The 17,609-nt window shown below is 72.8% G+C and carries 13 protein-coding genes; 10 read left to right on the forward strand and 3 right to left on the reverse strand.

Annotation, left to right across the window (positions count from 1 at the left end; all coding sequences use genetic code 11):
- Positions 1-18 precede the first annotated feature (18 nt).
- Positions 19-2,511, forward strand: coding sequence for an FtsX-like permease family protein (locus tag ACFUUZ_RS10205; protein ID WP_378694545.1), 2,493 nt, complete (start codon positions 19-21; stop codon positions 2,509-2,511).
- A gap of 4 nt (positions 2,512-2,515) precedes the next feature.
- On the opposite strand, the gene ACFUUZ_RS10210 is transcribed toward ACFUUZ_RS10205, so the two are convergent.
- Positions 2,516-4,669, reverse strand: coding sequence for a protein kinase (locus ACFUUZ_RS10210; protein WP_378694547.1), 2,154 nt, complete (start codon positions 4,667-4,669; stop codon positions 2,516-2,518).
- Between the two features lie 205 nt (positions 4,670-4,874).
- On the opposite strand from ACFUUZ_RS10210, the gene ACFUUZ_RS10215 reads away from it, so the two are divergent.
- Complete coding sequence (locus ACFUUZ_RS10215; protein ID WP_378694549.1) at positions 4,875-5,807, forward strand: hypothetical protein; 933 nt, start codon at positions 4,875-4,877, stop codon at positions 5,805-5,807.
- A 3-nt stretch (positions 5,808-5,810) separates the two neighbouring features.
- Here the strand turns inward: ACFUUZ_RS10215 and ACFUUZ_RS10220 are convergent, their stop codons facing one another.
- Both ACFUUZ_RS10220 and ACFUUZ_RS10225 read right to left on the reverse strand, forming a co-directional pair.
- On the reverse strand, positions 5,811-6,473 hold the full coding sequence (locus ACFUUZ_RS10220) for a response regulator (protein WP_378694550.1): 663 nt from the start codon (positions 6,471-6,473) through the stop codon (positions 5,811-5,813).
- Positions 6,474-6,528: 55 nt separating this feature from the next.
- Complete coding sequence (locus tag ACFUUZ_RS10225; RefSeq protein ID WP_378694703.1) at positions 6,529-7,680, reverse strand: sensor histidine kinase; 1,152 nt, start codon at positions 7,678-7,680, stop codon at positions 6,529-6,531.
- Positions 7,681-7,905: 225 nt separating this feature from the next.
- Between ACFUUZ_RS10225 and ACFUUZ_RS10230 the strand changes: the two genes are divergently transcribed.
- From ACFUUZ_RS10230 to ACFUUZ_RS10265, 8 genes are all read left to right on the forward strand, one after another.
- Complete coding sequence (locus ACFUUZ_RS10230) at positions 7,906-8,724, forward strand: hypothetical protein (RefSeq protein ID WP_378694552.1); 819 nt, start codon at positions 7,906-7,908, stop codon at positions 8,722-8,724.
- Between the two features lie 71 nt (positions 8,725-8,795).
- The gene (locus tag ACFUUZ_RS10235; RefSeq protein ID WP_378694554.1) at positions 8,796-10,094 is read left to right on the forward strand and encodes an alpha/beta-hydrolase family protein; all 1,299 of its coding nucleotides are present in this window, start codon (positions 8,796-8,798) and stop codon (positions 10,092-10,094) included.
- Between the two features lie 21 nt (positions 10,095-10,115).
- Complete coding sequence (locus ACFUUZ_RS10240) at positions 10,116-10,562, forward strand: SRPBCC family protein (protein ID WP_378694556.1); 447 nt, start codon at positions 10,116-10,118, stop codon at positions 10,560-10,562.
- Positions 10,563-10,649: 87 nt separating this feature from the next.
- A complete protein-coding gene (locus ACFUUZ_RS10245; RefSeq protein ID WP_378694558.1) occupies positions 10,650-12,014 on the forward strand; it encodes a hypothetical protein in 1,365 nt (454 codons plus the stop codon).
- Entirely contained in the window at positions 12,011-13,276 is a 1,266-nt protein-coding gene (locus ACFUUZ_RS10250; RefSeq protein ID WP_378694559.1) for a hypothetical protein, read from the forward strand. Before ACFUUZ_RS10245 ends, ACFUUZ_RS10250 begins: the two co-directional genes overlap by 4 nt.
- On the forward strand, positions 13,273-15,051 hold the full coding sequence (locus ACFUUZ_RS10255; RefSeq protein ID WP_378694561.1) for a VWA domain-containing protein: 1,779 nt from the start codon (positions 13,273-13,275) through the stop codon (positions 15,049-15,051). Before ACFUUZ_RS10250 ends, ACFUUZ_RS10255 begins: the two co-directional genes overlap by 4 nt.
- Entirely contained in the window at positions 15,044-16,879 is a 1,836-nt protein-coding gene (locus ACFUUZ_RS10260) for a serine/threonine protein kinase (protein WP_378694563.1), read from the forward strand. Before ACFUUZ_RS10255 ends, ACFUUZ_RS10260 begins: the two co-directional genes overlap by 8 nt.
- Entirely contained in the window at positions 16,876-17,607 is a 732-nt protein-coding gene (locus ACFUUZ_RS10265; protein ID WP_378694565.1) for an SAVMC3_10250 family protein, read from the forward strand. The genes ACFUUZ_RS10260 and ACFUUZ_RS10265 overlap by 4 nt, the downstream gene beginning before the upstream one ends.
- Positions 17,608-17,609: the final 2 nt, after the last annotated feature.

The following is a 17,609-nucleotide window of genomic DNA, read 5'->3' on the forward strand; positions in this document are numbered from 1 at the left end:
CGGCCGCGGAGACGCAGCGTGAGCGCGGCGTGGGATCGGTTGCGGCTGTTCAATATCGGGGAGCTGCTCGCGCATCGGGGGCGGACGGCGCTCTCGCTCATCGTGATGGCGGTGTCGGCGGCGCTGCTGGTGGCGGTGCTGAGCATCTCGGGCTCGGTCACCGGGTCGGTGGACGCCCTGACCAGGGGGCTGGCGGGCGCGGCCGAGCTGGAGGTCACCGGCGTGACCGACGCCGGCTTCGAGCAGTCGCTGCTGCCCGCGGTCGCCGCCACCCCCGGTGTGGCGCACGCGGTTCCGATGCTGCGCACCCAGGTCGGCACCGGCGCGGACCGCACGCTGCTGATCGGCGCGGACGCGAGCATCGGCGCGCTGGACAGCGCGCTCACGGCGCCGCTGGCGGGCCAGGCGGCGAAGCTGCTCACGGTGCCGCGCGGCGTCCTGGTCGGCGCCGCCACCGGGCACGCCGATGGCGACACCTTCGCGCTCGGGGCGGGCGAGGTCACCGTCGCGGGCGTGCTGGACGACGCCACCGCCGCGAAACTGAACGGCGGACACCTGGTCGTCGCCCCGCTCCCCCTGGCCCAGCTGGTCACCGGCCGACCGGACCGACTCGACTCGATCCAGGTGGTGCTCGAACCCGGCGCCGACCCGGCCGCCGTGCGCACCGCGCTCACCGCGGCGGCGGGCGGCCGCGCGGTGGTCGCCGACCCGGAGCTGCGCACCGTGCAGGCGAGCGGCGCCATCCAGATCGTGCGCTACTCCATGCTCATGTCCTCCGCGGCGGCGCTGATCGTCTCCGCCTTCCTGATCTACAACGCCATGAGCATGGCGGTGGCGCAGCGTCGGCCCACGCTCTCGCTGCTGCGCGCCATGGGGGCGGCGCGCGGGCCGATGGTGCGCGACCTGCTCGCCGAGGCCGCGGTAATCGGGTTGCTCGGCGGCGCACTCGGCGCACTGCTCGGCACCCTCATCGGGCGCGGCGCGATCGGCGCGCTGCCCGCCGCCATCCTGGAGTCGGTCGAGGCCCGCACCGAGTACCTGGTCCCCTGGTACGCCATCCCGCTGGCCGTCGCCGCCTGCGTGCTGGCCGCGGTGGTCGCGGCGACGGTGGCGGCGCGGCAGGTCTACCGGGTGGCCCCGGTGGAGGCGCTGCTGCCGGTCGACGCCGGGGCGGGCGAGGCGGACTCGCGCGGGTTGCGGATCGCGGCCGGGGTGCTCGGCGGCGTGCTCGTCATCGCCGCGGTCGTGGTCGCGACGACCGACCTTGGCCGGTACTCGCTGGCGGCGGTCTCGCTCGCGTTCACCGCGGCGGTGCTGCTCGCCTTCGCCGCGACCGGGCCCATCGTCCGGGCCGCGGCCGCGGTGGCCGGGCTCTTCGGCGCGCCGGGCACGCTCGGCGCCACCACGCTGGAGCGCGCGCCGCGCCGGGTCTGGGCCACCGCCATGACGGTGCTGATCGGCGTGGCGGCGACGGTGGCGGTCGGCGGCGCCGGGCAGAACATGATCGACTCGGCGACCACCACCTTCGACCAGCTCGCGGAGAACGACTTCTACGTCAGCCCGGCCTCGCTGGAGCAGTTCCCCACCGGCCCGCTGCTTCCCCCCGCACTGCGCGACGAGGTGGCGGAGCTGCCGGGGGTGGCGCGGGTGCGGCCGGGGCAGATGGCCTTCGCCACGCTCGGCAGCGGCCGGATCATGCTGCAGGGCTATGCGGCCGACGACCCGGACTCGCCGAACTGGCGCGCGGTGCGCCCGGACGTGGTGCCCGGGCTCGCCGCGGGCGCGGGCGTGGTGGTCTCGCGCGACATCGCCCGCTCGCTCGGGGTCGGCGAGGGCGACCCGATCACGCTGCCGACGCCGAGCGGCGCCCGCACGGTGACGGTGCTGGAGGTGATCCCCTACTTCTCCGCCATCTCCGGGGTGGTCGTGCTCGACCTCGAGCGCATGCGCGAGTGGTACCAGCGCCCCGGTGAGACCATCCTGGCGATCGAGCTCGCGCCCGGCGCCGACCCGGCCGCGGTGCGCGCGGAGCTCGAGCGGGCGCTGCCGCCGGAGCTGTCCGTGACCTCGGGAGACGACTCGGTGGCGGCGATCTCGTCGAGCATGCGCCAGGGGTCGGCGCTGAGCACCATGATCCTGTGGATCGTCGTCCTGGTGTCGACGGTGGCGCTGCTCAACACGCTCATGCTCTCGGTGCTGGAGCGGCGCCGCGAGCTCGGGGTGCTGCGGGCCATCGGCACCGGGCGCCGGTTCCTGCTGCGCTCGGTGCTGGCCGAGGCGGCCGGGATCGGCGTGGTCGGCGCGGTGCTCGGGCTCGCCGTCGGGGCGGCGGTGCAGTACCTGGCCACGCTCGCCATGGGGCACGCCATGACCATCGACATCGTGTACCGGCCCGGGCCGATCCCGGTGCTGTACGGGGCGATCGCGCTCGGGCTGGCCATGCTGGGCGCGATTCCGCCCGCGCTGCGCGCGGCGAGGATGCCGGTGGTGGAGGCGCTGGCCGTGGACTGACCCGCTACAGCCGGGCCGCCTCCCACCAGTCGTCGACCGCGGCCTGGGCGGACGGCTCGGGGCCGGTGCCGCTCGGGTCGCCGTGGTTGGCGACCGAGATCAGGAAGGCGGCGCGCTGCGGGTCGTCGCCGAAGCTCACGATCAGCCGCGCGGTGCCCTTCGCCTCGGTGAACGGGCCCGCCGGGTCCGGGCGGATCCAGCGGTGCAGCACCGCGGGGGCGCCGTCCTTGCGCTCGGCGGACCTGGTGTGCGCGGGCAGCGCGTCGACCGCGGCGCGGGCGGCGGCCGGGGCCGGGAACTGGAGCACCACGTAGCTGAGCGAGCCGGGGTCGTCCTCGTCGCGGTCGCAGCGCCAGGCGCGGACCCAGGTGCCCTGGCTCAGCGCGATCTCCTCGAAGCGGAGCCGGTCCTCGTCCGGGGTCACCAGCACGCAGTCGGTGCCGCGGTAGCCGGTGCCGACCTCGTCGCGGCCGAACGGCACCAGCATCGGGAAGGCGCGGCGGCTCGCGGCCAGCGGGTCGGCCTCCGCCGTCGCCGACTGCGTCGTCGGGGTCGGCGGGGCGGCGGCGCGGCCCTGGGTGGTGGCCGAGCCCTCGCCTCCTTCGTCGGAGCGCAGCACCACGAACAGGATGCCGACCAGCACCAGCAGCGCCACCACCACGACCGCGAGCCAGCCGAGGAGCAGGGTGCCGATGAGCCTGCGCCCCCCGCCCCGCCGCGGCGGCCGCATCCCGCGCCCCGGCGGCGGCCCGTTCGGCGGGCGCCCGCCCGGCCCCGGACCGGGCGACCCCGGATGAACCGGCCCGTTCGGCGACATCCCTGCGCCCTGCCCCGGACCGGCGGCGTTCTGCTGAACCGGCCCGGGTCCGTTCAGCGGCATCCCCACGCCCTGCCCTTGGCCGGGCGGGGCCTGCGGGACGGGACCCCCGCCAGAGCCGTTCGGCGGTAGCGGACCGCCCTGCGCCGGACCGGCGGCGTTCTGCTGAACCGGTCCAGGTCCGTTCGGCGGTGGCGCCCCGCCCTGCCCCTGGCCGGGCGGGGTCTGCGGCGGACCCGCGCTCGGGCCGTGGGGCGGCACGCCGCCGCTCCGGGCCGCCGCGTTCGGTGCCGCTCCTCCGACCTGCCCTGGACCCGGCGAGTTGGGTGAGCCGCCCTGCGGCGCGGGCGGCAGCTGAGCGGGGGCCACCGCCCCGAGCGCGCCGGGCGCCTGCATCGGCGCGCCCGGCGCCTGCGGCATCGGCCCGGCGGGCGCGACCGCACCGCCCGGCGCGGCGGCGGGCACCACCCCGCCGAACGCGGGCGCGACCGCGGGCATCCCCCCGCTCCCCGGCGCGTTCAACGCCGCCCGCGCCGCGGCGGCGAATTCACCACAACTCCCGTACCGGTGCGCCGGATGCTTCGCCATCGCCTTGGCGATCACCAGGTCCATGGCGGGCGAGATCCCCGGCCGCCGCGGCGCGATCGGCGCGGGGACCATGTTGAGGTGCCCGTGGATGATGTCGGCCGGGTTGGGCGAGTCGAACGGCCCGACCCCGAGCAGCAGCCAGTACAGCGCGCAGGCCAGCGAGTACTGGTCGGTGCGGTGGTCGAGCGGGTTGCCGGTCATCTGCTCCGGCGAGGCGTAGGCGAGGGTGGCGGTGAACATCCCGTCCTGGGTCAGGTGCGTGGAGTCCTCGCGCAGCCTGGCGATCCCGAAGTCGGTGAGGAACACCCGCTCCCCCTGCCCCTGGGAGCGGGCCAGCATGATGTTCCCCGGCTTCACGTCCCGGTGCAGGATGCCGATGCTGTGCGCGTAGTCGAGCGCCGCCGCGACGCCCTCGATGATCTGCACCGCCCGCTCCGGCGGCAGCTCGGTGACGTCGACGGTGCCCGCGTCCACCCCGTCCACGTACTGCATGGAGATCCAGAGCTGCCCGTCCTCGGTGCCGCGGTCGTACACCGCCACGATCGAGGGGTGGTCGAGCTGCGCCACCAGGTCGGCCTCGCGCTCGAAACGCGCCCTGACCTCGGTGTGCGTGAACAGCTCCCGGTTCAGCAGCTTGAGCGCGATCAGCCGGTCCATCCTCGGCTGCCGCGCCAGGTACACCGAGCCCATGCCGCCCGCGCCGAGCAGCCGCTCCACGGTGAACCCCGCGAACACCTCACCGCGCTCCAGCAACACGCCCCCTTCCGGTGACACCCAGGCTGAGAGCCTACCCGCAGCCCCGCCACCACGGAGTTTCGGTTTCGGGCGAGAATCGGTGAAACTGAATCGTCGGCCGTGCCTCCCGTGGCGGCCGGCGGATCGTCGAACAGCTTGTCGTGCACCACCTGCGAACGACCCGCGCACGCGGACGCGGTGGTGCTGGGGAGGGACGCGCGTGGTGAGCTCGAAGTGGCGGGCCGGTGGCTTCGGCCGGTCCGGGAAGCCCGCGCGGCTGCGACGCGGGGCGGGCTGGTCGCTCCGCACCCTGCTGGTGACCGTCGTGCTGGTGAGCTCGTCGTGCGCGCTCTTCACCGGTACCACCGACTCCGCGCCCGCCACCGTTGCCGCGCAGACCGGCGCCCCCGACTGGCGCGCCAGGATCACCTACCGCCCGAACGCCCTGGTAGCGGAGTTCGCCCGGCTCCGGGACGACCTCGAGGGCGAGGTCGGGCTCGCGGTGCTGCCGGTGGGCGGCGGCCGGATGACGGTGCTCGGCGACTGGACCTCGGGCATCGCCTGGTCCACCATCAAGGTCCCGCTGGCGCTGGCCGCGCTGCGCCGCGACCCGGACGGCGCCTACCCGGCCGCCGAGGCGGCGATCACGGTGTCCGACAACGACGCCGCGTGGGAGCTGTGGCAGTCGCTCGGCGACAACACCGAGGCGGGCATCGCGGTCCAGGAGGTGCTCGACGAGGCCGGGCAGTCCGCCACCGGCGACACCGTCACGCACCCCGAACTGGACGACATCTCCTACGGCAGCACCGAGTGGAGCCTGACCGATCAGGCCACATTCGCCGCCGAGCTGCCCTGCCTGCCCGACAGCGAACTGGTGACCGCGCTGATGGGGTCGATCACCCCCGACCAGTCCTGGGGGCTCGGCCGCTTCTCGACCGCCCAGTTCAAGGGCGGCTGGGGCCCGGACGACGACACCGGCGAGTACACCGTGCGCCAGTTCGGCACCATCGGCACCACCACCGGGCGGGTCGCGGTGGCGATGGCGGCGAGCGCCGACACCGGCAGCTTCGAGGACTCCACCGCGCTGCTCGACGCCATGGCCCAGCTGCTGGCCAGGAACATCGGGACGCTGCCGGGCGGCGCCTGCCCGCACTGAGCCTCAGCCCGGGGTGACCAGCCCCGACTCGTAGGCGAGCACGACCGCCTGCGCCCGGTCGCGCAGGTTCAGCTTCGAGAAGATCTTGGAAACATGGGTTTTCACGGTCTGCTCGGCCACGAAGAGCGCCTCGGCGATCTCGGTGTTGGACATGCCGCGGGCGACCAGCTCCAGCACCTCGCGTTCGCGCGGGGTGAGCTGGTCCAGGTGCGGCGCGGGCTTGACCCGGCCCGCCCGGCGGCGGGTGACGTCGGCGATCAGCCTGCGGGTGACGGTCGGGGCGAGCAGCGCCTGCCCATCGGCGACCACCCGGACCGCGCGCACCAGCTCCTCGGCGGGCGCGTCCTTGAGCAGGAAGCCGCTGGCGCCGATGCCGAGCGCCTCGTAGACGTAGTCGTCGATGTCGAAGGTGGTCAGCATGAGCACCCGGACCGGCGGGTCGAAGCCCGCGGCGAGGATCGCGCGGGCGGCGTCGAGGCCGTTCATCTCCGGCATCCTGACGTCCATCAGCACCACGTCCGGGCGCAGGCGGGCGGCCTCGGCCACCGCTGCCCTGCCGTCCGCCGCGTCGCCGACCACGCTGATGTCCGGCTGGGCCGCGAGCAGGGCGCCGAACCCCTGCCGCACCATCGCTTGGTCGTCGGCGATCAGCACCGTTATTGCCACGCGCCCACCCTAATTGCCCCGGGGTGCGTGCCCCGGGTTCCGGGGGTCGCGTAGCTCACCGTTCCGCGACAGCGGGCGTCAACGTCACCCCCGCCGCGAGCGGCAGCCGCGCCCGCACGTCGTACCCGCCGCCGGGCCGTACCCCCGCCACCAGCTCGCCGCCGACGGAGACCGCCCTGGCGTGCATCCCGGCCACCCCGTGCCCGCCGTTCCCGGCGGGCCCCGGCGTCCCCGGCCCGTTGCCGATCCACACCGTCAACTCGGCCCCGCACACCACGGCCACCTGCACCTCGGCCCCGGCCGCGTGCCTGGACGCGTTCGACAGCGACTCCTGCACGATCCGGTACAGCGCCAGCCCGACCGTCTCCGGCACCGCCGCCAGCTCGCCCTCGACCGTCCAGGTGAGCGGAACGCCTGCCCGCCGGGTGGCGTCCAGCAGCGCGGGCAGCTCGGCGGCGGTGGGCTGCGGTGCGTGCTCGGGCAGCTGCCCGTCGCTGCGCAGCACGCCGAGCATGCCGCGGATCTCGTTCAGCGCCTCGCGCGCGGTGGCGCCGATCGATTCGAACTCGGCGCGCGCCCCCGCGCTCACCCCCTCGACCCGGTACGGCGCGGTCTGCGCCTGCACCACCACCAGCGACATGTGGTGCGCCACCACGTCGTGCAGGTCGCGGGCGATCCTGGCCTTCTCCTCCAGGATGGCCCGCCGGGCCCGCTCCAGCTCGTTCTCCTCCTCGAAGGCGGACAGCTGCCGCCGGGAGAGCACCAGCCAGCGGATCAGCAGCGCGAAGAGGATGAGCGCGGCGAACCCGAGCGGCCAGCCGAGCAGCGCCCCCTCCCCCGGCATGGCGGTGCCGACCAGCAGCGAGGTCGCCAGCCAGGCCACACCGACCAGCGGGATCGGCGCCCGCAGCCCGACCGCGAAGAGCAGCGCGATCAGGCAGAGCAGCTGCACCACCTGGAACGGCAGGTCGTTGCCGGGCTGGTGCGGCACCGCGACCGCGATGAGCAGCGCCGCCCCGGCCGAGACCGCCCAGCCCAGCGCCGGGTTCACCCGCACCAGCAGCAGCGGGAAGGCGGCGAGCGCGGCCAGGAAGGGCTGCACCGGCGGCGTCACCACGTGCGTGACGTGCAGCGTCGGCCAGGCCACCGAGTACAGGGTGACGACCGCGATCAGCGTGCAGACGTCGACCCAGAACCGCGCGGGCATGCTCCGCAGTCGGCGTTTCACGGTGCGCACCGGTGCACGGTTACCCTGATTTCCCTCATGACCTCGACAGTAGGAACTCGGGCGTGCACTGTCCTCACCCCGGCGGATGAAGCGGACCCCCTACCCGGGTACGGGCCCCCCGACCCGCTCCCCCGCCGGAACCGGCGCCGAAGGCGACCCGAGCGGGAGGTGACCGCGGCACCGGCCGCCCTAGCGTCGACCGCCATGAGCAGATGGAAGCGCAGCGCACCGCACCGCGGGCCGGTGGCGGTCGCCGCCACCGGGGCGGTGCTCGCCCTCGTCGTCGCCCCCGCGCTGGCCCTGACCGCCGGTGAGTCGGCGGCGAGCGCGCCCGCCGAGGACGCGGGCGTCGCGGCCGCGGTGCTCGCGCTGAGCACCGACGACATCGGCGTGGCCGTGCCGCAGGGGTTCGCGGAGCAGTTCGGCTACCACCCCGAGCTGCTGGACGGGCTCGTCGTGCGCCCCGACGGCGGCTGCTCCTCCCCCGTCACCCTTCCGGTCGAGTTCGAACTCCCGTGCAAGGGCCACGATCTCGGCTACGACCTGCTCCGCTTCGCCGACGCGCGCGGCGCCGCGCTCGGCCCGTGGGCGCGCCGCGACCTGGACGCCGCGCTCGCCGGGCACATGCACCGGGCGTGCGAGGTGCGCGCGGACGAGTTCTCCCGCACGCGCTGCCATTTCATGGCGGACGTCGCGAGCGCCGCGGTCACCGCGAACTCGCATCGGCAGGACTACGGGGTTCCGGTGGTCGAGGAGGTGACGGTCCCGGATCCGGAGGGGAACAACGCGGGCATGCTCGCCGGTGCGGGCGTCCTCGCCACCGGCGCGGTCGCGCTCCGCTTCTCCCGGCGCGGAAGGGGGCGTGGCGTGCCCGCGCTCGCACCCCCGGACGCCCCCGCGCGGGCGGACGTTCCCGCGCACGCGGAAGCCGCACGGCCTGGCACCGCACAGCCTGGCACCGCAAGACCCGACAGCGTGCGACCGGACGACACGGCACGGCTCGACGGGGCGGCGCAGCGGTGAGCGTCGGATATGCGCAGCGCCCCGCAACCACGACCACGGCATTCTCCGCTCGCGCAGAAGTCCTGCCGCGCGTGCCGAGCACACTCGCGGCCGGCTTCGCGATCGTCGCGTCGCTCGCGCCGGGGCTACTGCCGCGCAGCCCGCTCACGCAGGCACTCCTGACCGCCCTGCTGGTCGCCATCGCCCTCGCGGGCACGTCCGCCACCGGGGCAATCCTGCGCCAGTTCGGCAGACGATCCGGCCCGCATCCTCGCCGACCGGCCGGGGAACTCGCCGACCGCGGCCCGGTCCTCGCGCTCACCGCGGGCGCGGTCCTCGTCGGCTGCGCGGCCGCCGCCTCCTGGCAGCACACCCTGCGCAGCGCCATGCACACCCCCCAGCTCACCCCCGCCCACTGGGCGCTGTGGGCCCTGCTCAGCACGGCATTCCTCGCCGCCCCGATCCTGCTGCTCCGCGTGATTCGCCGGGCTCCGCGCCGCACCGCCGCGGGCGCACTCGTGCTCGGCGTCCTCGCCACCATCCCGCACCCCTTCGGCGCCCAGGCGCTCGCGACACCGAACTCCGCACTCCCGTACACCCGTTCGGGCTCCGCGCACTCCACCGTCCCCTGGGACTCCCTCGGCACCCAGGGCCGCCGCTTCGTCGCCGACGGCCGCACCGACGCGGTCCGGGTCTACGTCGGCCTGAATTCCGCCCCCACCCTCGACGACCGCGTCGCCCTCGCCCTCCGCGAACTGGAGCGCACCGGCGGCCTGGCCAGGGACCACCTCGTCCTGGCCGTCCCCACCGGCTCCGGCTGGCTCGACGCGGCCGCGACGCGCGGCCTGGAGACCCGCTTCGCGGGCAATGTGGCCGTGGTGGCCGTGCAGTACTCCGCCGCCCCGAGCTGGGTCACCTTCGTCACCGACCGCGACCGCGCCGCCGACTCCGCCCGCGCCCTGTTCACCGCGCTCGAACACCGCCTGGCAACGCTCCCCGACCCACCCCGGCTGTACATGTACGGCCAGAGCCTCGGCGCCTGGGCGGGCAGCGCCGTCTTCGCCGACCCCGCCGACCAGCAACGCCGCACCTGCGCCGTCCTCTGGGCGGGCCCGCCCGCAGGCGCGGTGCACCGCGCGGGCGCCACGGTGCTCGCCAACCGCTCCGACCCGGTCGTGCACTGGTCCCCCCGCCTGCTCTGGCACGCCCCCGACCTCTCCGCCACCCGCCCGGACGCCCCCGTTCCGGCGTGGCAGCCGCTCCTCACCTTCCTGCAGACCGGCGCCGACCTGCTCGGTGCACTGGACGCCCCCGCGGGCCACGGCCACCGCTACGGCGCCGACCAGGGCACCGCACTCGGCGGCTGCCCCACCCACCTTGCCCCGAAGTGAAACTTGTTCTAGTTTCGCCGCATGGCCTTCGTCCTCGATCACGTCGTCGAGATCGACGCCCCCGCCGATCTGGTCTGGGACGTCGTCACCGACCTGCCCCGCTACGGCGAGTGGAACCCCTTCGTCCCGGAGTGCCGCAGCACCCTGGAGCCCGGCGACCCCATCGACATGCACGTCCGCCTGCGCGGAGCGAAACCGCGCAGGCAGCGCGAGTGGATCGTCGAGCACACCCCGGGCAGCACGCTCAGCTACCGGATGAAGCCGGTCCCGCTCGGCACCCTGCACAGCCTGCGCTCGCACACCGTCACCGCGCTGGACGCGAACCGCACCCGCTACGCTTCGCACTTCCAGCTCGACGGCTGGCTGCACCCGGTGGTCGAGGCGCTGCTCGGCGCCGACCTGCGCCGCGGCTTCACCGGCATGACCGACGGCATCAAGACCCGCGCGGAATCCCTGCACGGACAGTGATAGCCGTGTCTTAGTTTCGATCGTTTTTCCAGTTTCCCGGTGCGACCGCACCGGACGTGAATGACCATCGACCCCATGCTGGCGACTATGACCCGGAACGGGGCAGCGCGACAGGGGTTCAGCAAGACCTTCGCCGTTCCCGGCGCCGATCCCGGACAACTGGGCAGGGATTTCCGTGTCATCCCGGCTCCGGTGGTCGCGCCGGTACCGGAATCGCCGGGGCTGTTCGCGGTTCAGGTCCCCCTTACGTGGCTCGGCACGGCCGCGACCAGGAGCGACACCTTCGCGGCCATGGCCGCCACCTTCGACCGGATCTCCGAGATCGCCCGGCGGCGAGGAGGGTACGTACTTCCGCCGGGGTTGGGGACCACCCAGCATCGCGCACCCTTGGCGGGCGACACCCACGTGCTCGAAGTGCTCTCCTCCGTCGAGCAGGAGGTGCTGTGCAACCTGCTGCGAACGCAGGTGCCGACGCTCATCACACTGTTCGGTCGTGGCCGGACCGTCGCGGGCGCACCGCGCGATCGAGTCGGTTCCCGCTGGCTGGCCGGTTCGGGCTCGCACCTGGCCACCCGATTCCTCGCCTCCACCACACCGGCCCACCTGGAGCGGGTCAAGGCCGAGCTGCGCAGGCGCGACGGGGTCGCGCTGCTGGACCGGATGGACATTCACCCGGGCACCGCACCCGACGGCAGTATGACGGTGGTGGTCCGCTGCCTCGACAGCGCGGCCACCCTCGCCGGGCTCCGTGCTCAGGCGCTGCTGCTCGCCGCGTCCGCCATGCAGGCCCGACGCATGGTGCGCGACGGCCGCCGGATCGGGAACGTGCCGCAGCGGATGCTCGAGGACAACCGCGCCAGAGCAGTCGCGGACGGCTTGCGCGCGCAGCTCGCGACGGACGACAAGCGTTCCGCGCCCCGCACCAGGAACGACCGCTCACCGCACGGCGGTCACCGGCAGGCGGAAGGAGCGGGCGTCGCGCTCCGGCCCGCCCGCATCGTCGCGCGGAGCACGCTGCGCGCGCTGGCGGTGGAGCTGCGCAACCTGGATGTCGACGCCACCGAGCTGGCACCGGTGCTGCTGCCGCTCGAACTGCCCGGCCTCGGCGTCGAGCGCCGGAACTCGGAATCCGACCTGCTGGCGCGCTGGGCCATGGGCGGCGACCGGGAACTCACCGATCGCGTGCTGGCCGGGTTGACCGATCCCGCTCCCGGAGGGCCGTTGCTGAGCTGGGTGCACACGGTGGCGCCGAACCCCGCCGCGATCACGCTCGGCGCGTGGCAGGACCGGATTCGACAGGCCCGGTTGTTGCAGTCGGGGGGCAGGAGGTCGACCGGGTCGAGCAGCTCCGGCGGACGCAAGCACACGGGCAGACCCGATCGAAATTTCGGCGACCAACGCCGCGGCGGCGCCAGGCCCCAGCAGGCGGACCGAAGGGCGAACGGATCGTGACGGACGCGGTGGAGCTGGTGCTCGATCTCCGGGAGACGCGCACCAAACACGATTCCGCGACCGGCTTCGCAGGGCTGTGGGAAGCCTTGGAGCCCGCGCTGCACGGCCGGGATCTTCGCGATCGGCGCGTGCACTCCTTCGACGGCCCGGATGGGACGATCCGGCTCGAGATCGTGCGGGTTCCCGCCGCGGTACTGACGATCGACCGGAATACCGCCTTCTCCGTGGTGGCTATCCGGGAATCTCCGACGCTGCGCTACCGCTGCAAACACTGCGCGGCGAACAGCGCGGCCCGCTACGCCCCGTTCGTGTGCGCGGCCTGCCCCGCGGAGGGCACCGACAACCGGGTCTGCGACCAGCATGTGGTCATCCTCGACGGCGCGCTGACCCCGTCCTGCCAGGACCATCGGCCGCACTGCGAACAATGCTCGGCTCCCGCGGTTTTCCGGTGCGCCGGGACGAACTGCAGGCACCACAGAGCGTGGTGTGCGAACCACCGCAGGCAGCACCCCCGCGACCCCGACATCAACTACTGCCCCTCGTGCTTCGAGATCGCCTTCCCGCAGTGCTCGTCGACGGGCTGCACCCACATCGGAACCGTCCGGTGTGAACACTTCTCCGCCGAATACCGGCAGTGCGACACCCGGATGTGCACGCGACACGCGTTGCGCTGGCAGGTGTACGGCGGGGAGCGCATGGGGTTGGCGCAGTGTGGGCCGCACAGCCGGATCAACGGCCTCTCCGGCGAGGAGATCGTGGCCAGAATCATCGTCGGAACGGCAGCCCGCCGAAATCGTGAGCGCATGCCGAGCCTGCGCGGCTTCGGGCACACCCTGCGCCGCTATCGGCCGGAGTTCGTGAGCGATTTCACCCGCTTGCACCGAGTGCTCTGCAGCCAGAGCGACGGCCTCCGCGGCCACAAGCGGTTCGCGTCCGCGCTCGGGCGGGCCCGAGCGGACTGGGACAACCAGCTCGGAGTGATCACCCGGGGGAACGAGCAGGGCGAACGCCTCGTGGGGCGGCTGCGCGAACTCGTGGTCGGCCAGGTACCCCGGGGTGGCGCCGAGATCGCAGCCGCGCTCACCATGGCCGACTACAACCCGCCGGCCGACCACCGCGGGCGGTCGCGGCGCGGCATTCTGTTCATCCACCTTCCCGAGCAGTACCGCGGCCTGTTCATCGGAGCGCAGGGGCGTGGCATCCGCTTCTACAGCGAGCAGCTCGGGGTCGACGTTCGGTTCGAAGGAGATCGGCGCCGATGACCATCAACTCGTCCACGCACCGGCTGGCGGTCGTGCCCGCGAGCGGCCCGCTCACCGGGCACCGCATCGGAGTGCCGGAGGGCTGCGGAAGCGGCCCCGGCCTGCTCCAGGTGTCGGCGGACGCCGAGTTGCTCCAGGCTGCCGTGACCGCGGTCGAGCTACCCCAGGTCCCGGCGAATCACGTCGCGATTACCGACGATCTCGCGGCCTCGTGGGAGATCGAGCGGGATGCCGCCACCCTGGGCTGGCGGTTCGACCCGGCCCGGCCTGCCGACGTGCGGCGCATCGTCCTGGAACTGCCGACCGAACTCGATCCAGGCGACGCGGCGCGGGACATCGCAGCCGCGCACCTGGCGGGCACCCTGCTGTGGGTTCCGCCGGACGGAGCCGGATTCACCGTGCCGGTCACCACCGTGCCGTACCCGGTGCGGGAGATCGAACTCAACGGGGCGCCGGCCGGTTTGGCCCGGCTGACACCGGATACCAAGATCGAGCTCCATGCCTCGTCTGTGCGCGCCGGGGTCGATATCGTCGTGCTCGCCGATGTGAGTACCTCGATGACCGTTGACGACATTCCCGCAGACCGGGAGGGGCTGAGGGCCCGACAGCAGTGGTGCACCCGTTTGGATGCCCTCAAGCAGGCGCTGACCGAACTCCTCGAGATCCGGCTGCAGGTTTCGGGCCGAATTTCCCGGCTCGCGATCATCGAGTTCAACGAAGCGGTGCGGCACAAATTTCCCCGTGGCGGCGGTATGGCCCAGGTGGACGGCAGTTCGTCCGAGGAGGTGGTAACCGAATTTCGACAGGCGGTCGCGCTGCTCCGGGCGAGTGGCGCGACCAACATCGGCAATGCGGTGCACGAGGCGGCAAACCTTCTTTGCGAGCACGGACGGCCGGGCAACGAGAAGCTGATCGTGCTCGTCAGCGATGGCGCGAACTGGTCTCCGCAGGGCGAGGACGCCACCGGCGAGATGGTCGTCACCGTCGATGAGCCGATCGGCCTGGTAGCGCATCTGCACCAAAGCCTCGACATTCGGCTGCACGCTATCGGCATCAGCACAGCAGAGATGTTCCGCCGCCGGGGGTATCAGCCGAACGACAGCATCGTCCCCGATCACGCACTGCTCGCGGAACTCGTCAAGGTGGGAGGAGGCGATCCGGCGACCGTCGGTGGGCTGGACGTGCTGGAACGCTACTTCATCGGTATCGGCGCTGGTATGACACACCGGATCCAGGATCGACTCGGCACACCACCCGCACCGGGGCCGCTACACGAGCGAACCGTCACTGCGCTTCAGGGGCTGAGCAACAGCGGCGTCGAATGGGACAGGCGCCGGACCCAAGTACGCGACCTGCTCATGGATTCCGTGCTGAAATGCAATATTGAAAGTGAACGAGTGTTTGGTCAGCAGGTTTGGCCGGACGATCACCTGCTCGTGCTGCTGGGACGTGAGTTCGGGACGCCGATCACGGATCCGAAAATATTTGTGGTGAATGTGACCGATGGGTTCAGATGCACACGGTCTGAGCAGGTATTCTCCCGGCTCACCGAGTTCCTCGAGCAGCTGGCGCGGGCCGGAGCCGATCACGCCGCGATCGGGCAACTCGTTGGCAGTGCTGTCGGCACACCCGCTCAAATTCAGGTGCTGATCATGGAGCGCCTGCAGTTACTGCTCGGTGCATTGCACACTGAGATGTCGGCGACGGCTCCTTGTTCGACGCCCGCTCCGCCGGCACCGGATTCCCGACGATCCGCATGGACCTACCGTGACTGAGCAGCAGGTCCGTTCGGATCTCGATATCGAACCGGGCTATCGCATCGGCCGTGCCGAGAATCCGGACGAGTACCGGCTCGAAGAGCTGGTGTCGAGCGGCGGCGAGGGCACGCTGTGGCAGGCTACCTCTCCCCAGCGAAACGGCGGCAGATATCGCTGGGCCGTGAAGATCCTGCACGCGCACAATTTCGTGCCCGGGCACAATGAGACTCCGGACAACGCCATGGAGCGCTGGTACCGGCGGTCGCGGGATGCGTTGAACGCCACCGTCCAGGTGCGACAGGAGGTCCCCGGCGTCGAGGGAGCCATCGATGTCTTCCCGGGCCCGCGTCCGCATCCGCACGGAGAACCGGGCACGGGCCGCACCCTGTACGTCGTCTCGCGCTGGATCGATGGCGTCGATCTCACCCGCTGGCTCACCACGCAGCGCTCGTTCGAACAGGTCTGCTGGGTCGCCGAACAACTCGCGCGCATCGTCGACGGGATCGCCGGGAGCGAGGTGCAGCTGGTGCACCGCGACATCTCCCCGGCCAATGTCATGATCTCGAGGGACGGCACCCGGCTGTTCCTGATCGATTTCACCTTCACGGTGCCGACCCGGAGCGGTTCGGTCACCGTGGTCAACAACTCCGGATACACGGCGCCGGAGGCCAGGAACGGCTGCGGAACCCTGGCCTCCGACCGGTACTCCTACGGCGGCGTGATCTCCTTCCTGCTCACCGGGGTGCGTCCGAGCGAACACGCCGCGGCCACCGACTGTTACGACCGGCTGGTCCGGGACGGCTTCCCCGCCGATCTGGCCAGGCACGTGGTACTGCCGCTCGCCGAATCTCCGGCGGACCGCCCCACCTCGCTGCGCGACTGGGCAGCGGCGCTCGCCGAGTTCGACGGCCGCAGACACAGCGACGACCACCACCGGGAGCTGGACGTCACCGTCGACGGGTTCCACACCACCACGGTCACCACGCTGACCGGCCTCGGCGTGACCAGGCTCCGACTCGGCTCGGGCAGGCCACGCGTCTTCGTCACCGATACCGAGGCACCGCAGGCACCGGTCGTGATCCGGTCGGCGACGGACGGCGGAGGCCGCGCGGTCGATTTCGTCATCGCGCAGAACGAGTCGCTCTGGTTCCGGAGCGGAACCTCGTGGCGGGAAGCGGGCCGCGCGGTGGCGGGCGCCGGGCTGGTCGCTCTGCGCGGTCCCGAAGGCACGGTCACCGCGGCGGTGGTCGACCCGGTCTCGGACCAGTTGTCGACGATCGAGGTGACCGGCGCCGACGCCCCCGTTCGCCGGGACGGCGGACCCTACGCCCGGCGGGTGTTCGATGCCGCGATCGACCACGCGGGCGGACTGGTGATCGCGGCCGCCGATCCGGCCGACGAGCTTGTGATCCTGACCGGAGACGACTCCGACCGGCTGCACCTTGCGAACGTCCGCACCGCCGCGATCTGCTCCAACCGGTGGGGAGAACCGGTGTGCTACGCGATGGGTCGAACCTCCGAGCTCACGGTGTTCGAGCGGCGCTACGGGCGGTGGATGTCCATCGACCCCATCGCCGCGCCCACCCGATTCGAGCAGATCGCCTGCATCGGCCTGCGCGGCTCCACCGTCGTCGCCGCGGCCGGGCCGGACGGGCTCTGGGTCACGGATGTGGCCACGAAGAGGGTCCCCGAGTGGCACCGGCTCTCCGGTGAACCGTGCCACCGGGTGGCGCTGACGGTCGGCGCCGCGTGGCGCATCCAGGTCGCGGCGCTCGTCGACGGCCGCATCGAGCTCGCCACCGAACGCTTCGGCGACGGCTGGTCCATGTCCTCCCTCACCCGATGAACGGAGTCTCCGTGTACAACGAGTTCGCCTACTGCTCCAGCGACAAGGTTCGGCAATTCATGGCGCCGAAATCGCACTGGTGGGAACGGTTGCGCGCCACGAAGGTGAACGCCGGGCTGAAGGTGAGCCCGGTCGAGGCCGCGCTCGAGGTGGAGCCCGCCGTGGTCGGCGGCGACCAGCGGAAGCTGGAGAAGCTCGTGAAGCACCTGGAGGAACGGGGACGCTACTACACCGAGCCCGACGTCTACCCGGGCGAGTGGGTGATGTTCGAGGGCTGGATCGGCCTCGCCCACGTCGAGGCCGATCCCGCCGCGGGCGGCGTGCTGTTCTGTGAGGCGCAGCCGCTGACCGTCGCGACGCCGCGGATCTTGCTGCACGGCTCCGGGAAACACCTGCAGTTCGCCGCCGCCGCGGCGGCCGAGCACGGCAGGCCGGGCGGCTACTCCCTGGCGACCGGCGGCATCAATCTGCTCGAGACCCTGACCGCGGCGCACCGCGCCGGAGCCGAGCGGACGCTCCGGCGACTGCTCGACCGGGTCGCCGACGGCACCGAACCGCACCGTGATCTGACGACGTACTTCCGCGAGGTGGCGTGCGGCAACGAGTTCAGGGACACCGCGCCCTACCTCGCGGGCCACGCCAGGGTCACCGCAGTGTTGCGACCACCGGGGCTGCCCTTCCCGGTGGTGCTGGCCTCGCCGCTCTACGTTCGCTACGAACGCCCGTGACC

It is taken from the genome of Nocardia sp. NPDC057353 (genome assembly GCF_042667085.1).
Taxonomy (GTDB): Bacteria; Actinomycetota; Actinomycetes; order Mycobacteriales; family Mycobacteriaceae; genus Nocardia.

Coding starts and splice junctions, on each gene's coding strand:
- ACFUUZ_RS10225 (WP_378694703.1), bottom strand. CDS start 7,680: ATGCCCGCGCGGTTCTGGGTCGACGTCTGCACGCTGATCGCGGTCGTC.
- ACFUUZ_RS10265 (WP_378694565.1), top strand. CDS start 16,876: ATGAACGGAGTCTCCGTGTACAACGAGTTCGCCTACTGCTCCAGCGAC.
- ACFUUZ_RS10240 (WP_378694556.1), top strand. CDS start 10,116: ATGGCCTTCGTCCTCGATCACGTCGTCGAGATCGACGCCCCCGCCGAT.
- ACFUUZ_RS10230 (WP_378694552.1), top strand. CDS start 7,906: ATGAGCAGATGGAAGCGCAGCGCACCGCACCGCGGGCCGGTGGCGGTC.
- ACFUUZ_RS10255 (WP_378694561.1), top strand. CDS start 13,273: ATGACCATCAACTCGTCCACGCACCGGCTGGCGGTCGTGCCCGCGAGC.
- ACFUUZ_RS10245 (WP_378694558.1), top strand. CDS start 10,650: ATGACCCGGAACGGGGCAGCGCGACAGGGGTTCAGCAAGACCTTCGCC.